Raw genomic sequence first — 6,897 nt, forward strand, 5'->3', positions numbered from 1 at the left:
TGAGCCTGTTTTTGACGCGGCATTCGGCAACGCAGACAGATTTTCAACGACCTGTAAAAGCATAGATGCAATCGCCATAACCGCCACAGTTAGCAGTCAGCATCCGTCTGGCCTGTATCAGCGTGCTCCGATGCACTCCTGCAAGCAGGCCTCCCACTCAGGCTGCTCACCAAAGCGCTGACTGAGAAAATCAATAAAACGCCGCACCCGTGGTGACAGGTGGCGGGTAGGCGGATAGACGGCATACACCGCCATCTGATACCAGCGGTAGTCGAGAAGCAGCGGCTGCAGCAGCCCCTGAGTGATGGCTCTGGAGGTGATAAAGCTCGGCTCGCAGAGAATACCCAGCCCCGCCATGGCCGCATGGCACAGCGCTTCGCCGTTGCTGGATCGCAGCCGAATGGGCACGCGCACCGTGCGTTTATTGCCCGCTGCATCAAAGTAGACCCACTGCCCCGGCGACTTGAGGTTGGCGTAACACAACCCTGCATGCTGGCTCAGGTCATCCGGGCTTTGCGGATAGCCATGTTGCTGCAGATAGGCCGGTGAGGCAGCCACAATATGGGAGACAGGCGCCAGACGACGCGCCATCAGGCTGGAGTCCTGCAGCTCGCCGATGCGAATGGCAATATCAATGCCTTCCGCCACCAGATCCACCCGGCGGTCATCCATGTCGAGATCAACCCGGATCTCCGGGTGCAACTGCATAAATTCGGTCACCGCAGGCACCAGATACGACACACCAAAGCTCCAGGGCGTGGCGATCCGCAACGTCCCCAGCAACTCCTGCGAGCGGCTGGATACCTCGCGATCAGCTTCCCGCAAGTCCTCCAGAATCTGTACACAGCGGCTGTAATAGGCGCGACCGTCTTCGGTCAGGGCCATGCTGCGCGTCGTGCGATGCAACAGTTCGGTCCCCAGACGCTGCTCCAGTTCCTTCAGCCGGCGGCTGACTGCGGAGGTCGCAATGGACATTCGCCGTGCGGCCTCAGTGGCACTGCCCGCCTGAACCAGTTCAACAAAGATTCGGATTTGCTCAAGCTGGCTCAAGGCAGGTTCTCCACAGCGATCAGGGGTAGGGTTATTTTTCTACATATAGCAAAGGTAATTTGAAATTTAGCTTATTTTTCCCATTTCAAGAATCACCTATTGTGTCTCTCACCAACCAAGATCACCCGGTCAACAACACCGGATCACATTTCAGGAGCACACTTCATGGCCACATTAAACGGCAAAAAAGCACTCGTTCTTGGCGGCAGCCGCGGTATCGGCGCAGCCATCGTTCGACGCCTGAGCGCAGATGGCGCCAACACCACCTTTACCTATGCAGGCTCCGCTGCCGCCGCTCAGGCGCTGGCCAGCGAGACCGGAACCACCACCGTGCAGGTTGACAGTTCTGACCGCCACGCACTTACCCAGTTTATCCAGTCTCAGGGCAGCATCGACATTCTGGTGATCAGCGCCGGCACCCTGGTAATGGGAGACCCACTGGAGCTGGATGCTGACGCCATCGACCACATGATCGACGTCAACGTCCGCGCGCCCTATCACGCCGCAGTGGAAGCCGCCCGCCAGATGCCAGACGGTGGCCGCATCATCGTTATCGGCTCGGTCAATGGTGACCGTATGCCTATGGCCGGTGCAGCCGCCTATGCACTGAGTAAATCTGCGGTTCAGGGTCTGGTTCGCGGTCTGGCCCGCGACCTGGGTTCACGTAACATCACCGTCAACAACGTTCAGCCCGGACCGGTCGATACCGAAATGAATCCAGCCGCAGGCCCGTTCAGTGAGTTCATGCATAGTTTCATGGCCATCAAACGTCATGGTCGTGCCGATGAAATCGCCGGTTTTGTCGCCTACCTGGCTGGCCCTGAGGCAGGCTACATCACCGGTGCACAGCACACCATCGATGGCGGCTTCGGTGCCTGATCAGCCTTCACTGACCCAGGAGTATGTTCACGATCTGATATCAAACAAGGTGAAAAGTGCTGAAGAAGCGGAGTCAATTGCTCCTGAGCGAGCCACTTAAGGCTTTTCCCACAGGATGTGGTCAGCGCGCCACAGAGCGTGAACACACCCCGGAATGACCCTGCCCCCCCCTGTGAAACACAGCGGTGGCCAGGGTCTTTTTACTGCCAGCGAACATGGCAGGGAAACACATTACACCGATAAGCCGCTGCCCGGCAGCGGCAGACTTTCCACCCGCTGACGGGCACGAATACTGGCACTGTCACGCACGGCCCAGCGCAATACAGCGGCCGTCGAGCTGACACTCTGCCGCACCATACGGCGCCTGAGCCCGCTCATGGGCAAGTCCAGCAAGTCAGCAGCCCACACAGGCAACAGGTCAACGCCCGCCGCCATAAACAGCTTGAACATGGGCACCAGCTGCGGTGCGCCAGCAAAACCACGCAGCAGCACGTCACGCACTTCCGCGGTACGCTCATCACAGCGCAGCCGGGGGCGCATGGCCTGCAGATAGTCTTCCACCTGTACACGAGTGGTCGGAATATCTTCGGCCCCCAGCAGGCGTGCGGTCAGTGCCGATTCCGTCAGGTAACGATCCTGCTCTTCGTCACTCAATGTCCCTTTGTACCGCATATAACTCTTAAGAAAACTGCTGACTTCGGTGACGTGCACCCAGGTCAGCAGCTGTGGATCATTGGCGTAGTATGGCCGCCCATCGGCACAGTGCCCGGCGATATGACCATGGATTCTGCGCACCTTCTCCACCAGCGCCAGCGCATCAGAGCGCGGCCCGAAGGAGGTGCCGGAAATAAACTGAGCGGTACGACGCAAGCGCCCCAGCATGTCCTCGCGGAAGTTGGAGTGATCCCACACCCCGGCCAGTGTCATCGGCTCAAGCATTTGCAGCAGCAGTGCGGAAACACCCCCACACAGCATGGACGTAAAGTCGGCATGTACCCGCCAGACCATGGAGTCAGGCCCGTACAGGCCAATATCACCGCGTGGTTCATGGTAGTTGACGCCTTGCAGCGACAACCCGGTTAACCCCAGAACCTGTTTTTCAATCAAACGCCGCACACTGTCCCTCGTTGTCCTGAACTGATTCTTGTTTGCAGGATGCATTTGCCACTTTTATAAAGCTCGCTGTTGATAAAACAAGCAAAACTGCTCATACAGCGCAGGGTGGCTCTGTTGCAAGCGGTGGGGTGCGGTATAGAAGCACTCGGTTACCACCGCAAAGAACTCTGCCGGATTAGTGGCGCCGTAGGCGGGAATGTCACTCGCCAGCCCAAGCTCAACACTGCGGCACAGATGCTGGTATGACTCGCTCAGCACCTGCGTCCAGCGGGTGTGCGACATGTGTCGCCGCAAGGGTGGCATACCGTTGGCGGCCCCATTGAGGCCGTCGAGTTTGTGGGCAAACTCATGCAGCACCACATGATGCCCGGCGTGGTAGTGCTGGCTGTCACGCTCCACATCCTGCCAGGACAGAATCACCGGCCCGCGCAGCCAGGCCTCGCCACTCAGGGCGCTGGCCTGATCATGACTGACACCATCGCTGTCCTGCTGATCGCGGTGTACGCGAAAAGCACCGGGGTACAACACGATTTCCACCCAGCCACGGTAGTAATCCAGACCCAGGTGCAGCACCAGCAGACAGGCCTGTGCTGCCACGACCACCTTCATGCGTTCAGTGATCAATAAGCCATGGGCCGCGCTGAAGCTTTTCTGCTGCAGAAACAAGGTCGTCAGCTCGCGCAGATAGGCCCGCTCCACGGCATCCAGTTGCTGCAACAAGGGCAGTTGATGGACCACCTCCAGCCACAGTCGGTGGTCAATAGGGTGACGCTTGAGCACACGCCGCACCCGCCAGTGTGACAGCCAGTGGAGCCAGGACATAGGGAACTACCTGTGACCAGAAGGAATGACGGATGATCAGTCGCTGACCATCAGTGTCTTGAACTCATCGTGGGCAAACTGATCGGTCATGCCACTGATAAAGTCCTGCAGCATCCGACAGCGATGGTAACGCTCCCACAGCACAAAATCGGCCTCGCTCTGGCACTCCTTCACCGCCTGACGATACGCCGCCACATGCATGGCTGGCAGCCGTCGCTTCAGTCGTAGCAGATACACCGGCACTCCGCGCTGCTCATCCAGCAGCGCCATGAAGGTACTGGCCGGGACGCTGAGCAACGGTGCATACAGATCAAACAAGCCATAGATGATACGGTAGCCCTGCAGCTCCAGCGTCTCCACTTCGGCATGGTTGAAGACATGCCGCACCGCCACACTTTTCAGCATCTGGATGATAGCGCTGTAGATACTGCCGTCCTCCAGCAAGGCCCGGTTCAGGGTGCCTTTGCAGATCGCCCCGCTGTTATCGATGAACTGTCGTGCCGCATGATTGACCAGAGGATGCACCAGCTGCACCCGCAAGCTGATAAAGAACTCACTGACCTTGTTGACCTCTTCCTGTTCGGCGCATTTCTGCACATAACCGAGGATCTCGTCGAGACTGCGCTGCTTGCCGAAGCTCTCTATCTGCCGGTCCTGCAACTGAAATCCCTGCTCCTCAAAGGCTTCCCGCAGATAGCCACAGAGCTGACTGATATTGAAGATGCCTTTCTCCACCGCATCCTCGATGTCGGCCAGACAGTAGGAGATGTCGTCAGCGGCCTCCATGATGTAGGCCACCGGGTGGCGCGTCCCCGGCTGCATATTGAGGTTTTCCCACAGGTCGGTAACGAAGGCTTCTTCCGACAGGTAATACCCCGGCTTTTTGTGCAGATAGGATAAGGGCGCCTGTTTATCGGGCTTGGGCTTATAGGCGGGCCGGACATACTTGAGCAGCCCGGCCGTCTGCACGTAGGTGAGATTGAGCTTGAGCAGGCGATGAGTCAGTCGAATGGCCTGGGCATTCCCTTCAAAGCTCTGCAAGTCCTGGCTGAGCTTGTCACGCAGAGCGGGATGAGTGCTGGGCTCGGCAGGGTCAAAAGGCGTCAACGTCCGCAGGTTGGCATCGAACCAGTCGGTGATGGCACTTTCGCCGAAATGCCCAAAAGGAGGATTGCCGACGTCGTGCAACAGGCAGGCCATTTCCACCAGTGTCTCCAGCGCCCGCTCCAGTGAGTGCAGGCCGACATGCTCCGCCCAATGAGGTTTGGCCAGTTTGAAAATGGTACGTACGATAAAGCGGCCATTCTGTTGCACCTCCAGCGAATGGGTCAGCCTGCTGCGTACCGCAGCATTGCGTTCCAGCGGGAACACCTGGGTTTTCTGTTGCAGACGCCGCACTGCCGCCGAACTGATGATGCGCCCACGGTCACTTTCCAGCTGGGCAAGCAACACCTCTTCACCACAATCCGCGACCAGATGGCGGCCATAATCCGGCTTTTGCAGCGCCCGTCGCTTGCTGAATTTACAGGCAAATCCCAGCGTGGAATCCATGGTGGCCACTCCTTATTGTCCGTTACCAGCGATGTTCCTTTTCCTGACAGTATAAGCCAGCAGGGTGACAGACAAGGGGCAAGGCAGGGAGTGCGGAACAGGCAGGCTCATCGGGCAATAAAAAAAGCGGGACAACAAGGTCCCGCTTAAGCACAGAGTCAAGAGGTGAATCATAGAGAAAAACAGAGCGAAGGGCCGTGATCCTCCCTCTGTCAGACAGACTTGGCAGTCTGCCGCCTTGGGCAATTCAGCCTTCCCACGATGTGGCTGAATCGCCTAAGTGAGGGCGCCAGCTGTGACACATCACAGGGCACACAAAATCTCAGTCATCGATACGACTCAGCCCCTCACTTGGGACGCTGATGGTGGTCGTTATCTTTCTTGATGAAATACGCCAGACCACCGAAAAAACCCAGAGCCATGACGATGACGGCTAGGCCCGCGATGACAACAGTATCCATGTACATAGCTCGGTCTCCTGTAGGGTTGCCTTGCTGTATGTACGTACTCTACCCCTGCCTGAGCGGATAAAAATTGATCCGTATCAACCCTGAAAAAGGGGAAAATCGCCCAGCCTCAGCGCCTGTCTCAGATCAATATTTCGCGCAGAAAAGTTGCAATCTGCTGGATTTCTTCAACAGTCACTTCATGCCCCATATGACGGAACGCCCGCCATTGCGGTGTCAGTCCCCAGCCCTGTAGCGTTGATAGCGCCTGCTGGCCCAGCATGAAGGGCACAACGTCATCCGCCTCACCATGCATGATGGCCACCGGCAGGGACCGCGGCAACGCGGCCTGCGCCAGCTGCAGCCTGCCCGGTGAGGCAATATAGGTCGACAACGCCACAATACCGGCAAGCGCCTGTGCATAGCCCAGGCCGGTGTGGTAGGCAACGGCACCGCCCTGTGAGAACCCCACCAGTGCGATGCGATCATAGGCAATACCGCCCTGATGCTCGGCCTCGATCAGGGCGCCGATCCAGCCTGCGGCAGCATCCAGCCCCTGCTCATCCACTTTCCGCTCAGGCAGCGTTTCCAGAATGTCGTACCAGGAGGGCATCAGGTAGCCACCATTGATGGTGACCGGTTGCACTGGTGCGTGGGGAAGAATGAAACGCACATGTTCACTCAGCCCCAGCAGCGGAATGACCGGCACAAAGTCATGCCCGTCAGCACCCAGTCCATGCAGCCAGATCACACTGGCACGATGCTCTCCACGTGGTTCAACCACTTCGTAATTCAACATTCAGCTTTCCTCTTGTCCTGTTTAACAGGTCGTTGAAAATCTATCTGCGTTGCCGAATACCGCGTCAAAAACAGGCTCACAGCCAAAGGCTGAACGTGCTTTAGCACGGCCCCAAAGGGGTGAGCGGGGCGAGTCAAATGCTCATTTAGTTCACTAAACTCCGCTTTTTCGCCTGTTTCTTGTGCCCTCGGGGTATTTCCTTGTCTCGGCTGCCTCGATAACGTTTTTCAACGA

Annotated in this window: 7 protein-coding genes; 1 reads left to right on the plus strand and 6 read right to left on the minus strand. The window is 57.7% G+C overall.

The window, feature by feature from the left end:
- Window positions 1-117 precede the first annotated feature (117 nt).
- On the minus strand, window positions 118-1,050 hold the full coding sequence (locus WH50_RS25385) for a LysR family transcriptional regulator (RefSeq protein ID WP_207780495.1): 933 nt from the start codon (window positions 1,048-1,050) through the stop codon (window positions 118-120).
- A 165-nt stretch (window positions 1,051-1,215) separates the two neighbouring features.
- Between WH50_RS25385 and bdcA the strand changes: the two genes are divergently transcribed.
- Window positions 1,216-1,929 carry an SDR family oxidoreductase gene (bdcA, locus tag WH50_RS25390; RefSeq protein WP_110190231.1) on the plus strand — a complete coding sequence of 238 codons (714 nt, stop codon included), beginning with the start codon at window positions 1,216-1,218 and terminating at the stop codon, window positions 1,927-1,929.
- Between the two features lie 231 nt (window positions 1,930-2,160).
- On the opposite strand, the gene WH50_RS25395 is transcribed toward bdcA, so the two are convergent.
- From WH50_RS25395 to WH50_RS25410, 5 genes are all read right to left on the minus strand, one after another.
- Entirely contained in the window at window positions 2,161-3,045 is an 885-nt protein-coding gene (locus tag WH50_RS25395; protein ID WP_243410273.1) for an oxygenase MpaB family protein, read from the minus strand.
- A gap of 54 nt (window positions 3,046-3,099) precedes the next feature.
- Entirely contained in the window at window positions 3,100-3,867 is a 768-nt protein-coding gene (locus WH50_RS25400) for a M90 family metallopeptidase (protein ID WP_110190235.1), read from the minus strand.
- 36 nt (window positions 3,868-3,903) lie between these two features.
- A complete protein-coding gene (gene dgt / locus WH50_RS25405) occupies window positions 3,904-5,418 on the minus strand; it encodes a dGTPase (RefSeq protein WP_110190237.1) in 1,515 nt (504 codons plus the stop codon).
- 347 nt (window positions 5,419-5,765) lie between these two features.
- On the minus strand, window positions 5,766-5,885 hold the full coding sequence (gene ccoM / locus WH50_RS27200; RefSeq protein WP_279305964.1) for a cytochrome c oxidase subunit CcoM: 120 nt from the start codon (window positions 5,883-5,885) through the stop codon (window positions 5,766-5,768).
- Between the two features lie 121 nt (window positions 5,886-6,006).
- A complete protein-coding gene (locus tag WH50_RS25410; protein ID WP_110190239.1) occupies window positions 6,007-6,663 on the minus strand; it encodes an alpha/beta hydrolase in 657 nt (218 codons plus the stop codon).
- Window positions 6,664-6,897: the final 234 nt, after the last annotated feature.

Source organism: Pokkaliibacter plantistimulans (assembly GCF_003194385.1).
Lineage (GTDB): Bacteria > Pseudomonadota > Gammaproteobacteria > Pseudomonadales > Balneatricaceae > Pokkaliibacter > Pokkaliibacter plantistimulans.

What these genes read in the sequence shown, in the direction of transcription:
- bdcA (WP_110190231.1), top strand. Translation starts at nt 1,216, where the DNA reads ATGGCCACATTAAACGGCAAAAAAGCACTCGTTCTTGGCGGCAGCCGC.
- WH50_RS25400 (WP_110190235.1), bottom strand. Translation starts at nt 3,867, where the DNA reads ATGTCCTGGCTCCACTGGCTGTCACACTGGCGGGTGCGGCGTGTGCTC.
- dgt (WP_110190237.1), bottom strand. Translation starts at nt 5,418, where the DNA reads ATGGATTCCACGCTGGGATTTGCCTGTAAATTCAGCAAGCGACGGGCG.
- ccoM (WP_279305964.1), bottom strand. Translation starts at nt 5,885, where the DNA reads ATGTACATGGATACTGTTGTCATCGCGGGCCTAGCCGTCATCGTCATG.
- WH50_RS25410 (WP_110190239.1), bottom strand. Translation starts at nt 6,663, where the DNA reads ATGTTGAATTACGAAGTGGTTGAACCACGTGGAGAGCATCGTGCCAGT.